This window comes from Methanosarcina spelaei (genome assembly GCF_002287235.1).
Taxonomy (GTDB): Archaea; Halobacteriota; Methanosarcinia; order Methanosarcinales; family Methanosarcinaceae; genus Methanosarcina; species Methanosarcina spelaei.
The window spans coordinates 1-1284 of the sequence record NZ_LMVP01000281.1; the positions used below are offsets into that span (position 1 = coordinate 1).

The following is a 1284-nucleotide window of genomic DNA, read 5'->3' on the forward strand; positions in this document are numbered from 1 at the left end:
CTGGTTTTTGTAGTGATCCAGCATCTTTTCAGCATCAAGATTAGTGTCGTTACTGGAGATTATAAACCTTCCTTGATACTCTTTTTCATTCAGTGTAATTTCTTCGTTCCTGATTGCTTCTGCATTTATAACATAGTGGACGATAAGCTTTTCATTCTTCTGTGGCCTTCCTCTCTTTCCTTTTTCTCTTTTTGAGATCGTGGAAATTTCCGCTGTTTCAAGTAAACAGTGAGGATTTTCTCTCTTCCATCTTTCCAGAGATGCTCTGGCATCCTCTTCACAGGCAAACTTTATTTTCTTTAGGTCTTTGAGGTCTTTTTGAGCTTCTTTGACAATCCTTTTGATTTTCTTCTCAAAAGTAACATCTTTTCGTTTCTGCATTTCAGATGAATGGACAACTACCCATTTTTGCTTGATACCACCATATTCAACAATGGTTTCGTAAAATGAATAGCGTGGATCTTTTCCTGGTTTGAAATCAAGATCGGAGATCAACAAGTCTTTTGAAAGATTTAGTGTTGAAGGTACACGAGTAATCCACTTCATTCCTTTTCTCATTGATTTGATGTTATTTTCAGAGTATAAAGCACTGTCAGCTATATAATAAACGTCAGCAGGGAAAGTTATATTCTCTTGAAGTTTTTTCATTGCTTCAATTATGGTTTCTTTATCTGACGCATTACCAGAGTAAGCCTTTGCAAATAATGGTATTCCATACTGATTTGTTATCATTCCAAGTCCAAAACGTTTCAGGTCATCTCTACCGTCTTTTGCATGACCATAGGTGATTTCGATGGAAGAACTGCCATCGATATATTCGTAGTCTCCATGAAGGCTAAAATTAGTAGTGTCAGATTGGAGAAGTTGAGTCCTGATGTTAACAATTTCCAGCATTTTCATGGCAAGTTTCATGAAAAGTTGAGTAGAATCAGCTTCATATATTTCGTCAAGAGTTCGACCTAAAACATCATCAGTAAGGTCAGAAGCACTGATCCCGGGACCTAAGAGCCTTTCAACAGGAAGGGTTTCAAAGTACTGAGAATACATGTAAAGACGACTGTCTACAAAACCAAGACAGTTAAGAATCATTGCTTTTACTATAATTGAATGAGATAACTTGTGCTGCCCAAGTTTGGGCAGCACTTCGTCAATAACTTTTCCAATTTCAAGTTCATCGTAAATGCCAGAAACGATTCCATGATGATCAAGAGAACGGGTTGTAACAAGCATAATGAAAGCCGAAGAAAGATAGGACATTTGTGATATTTATATATTAATAAAAAA

At 36.4% G+C, this 1284-nt stretch carries 1 protein-coding gene; it reads right to left on the reverse strand.

Features of this window, described 5'->3' with window-relative positions:
• Positions 1 to 1230 (reverse strand): IS1634 family transposase (locus ASJ81_RS12915; RefSeq protein ID WP_095644783.1); only part of this gene is annotated, 1230 nt, incomplete at its 3' end.
• Between the last annotated feature and the right edge of the window lie 54 nt (positions 1231 to 1284).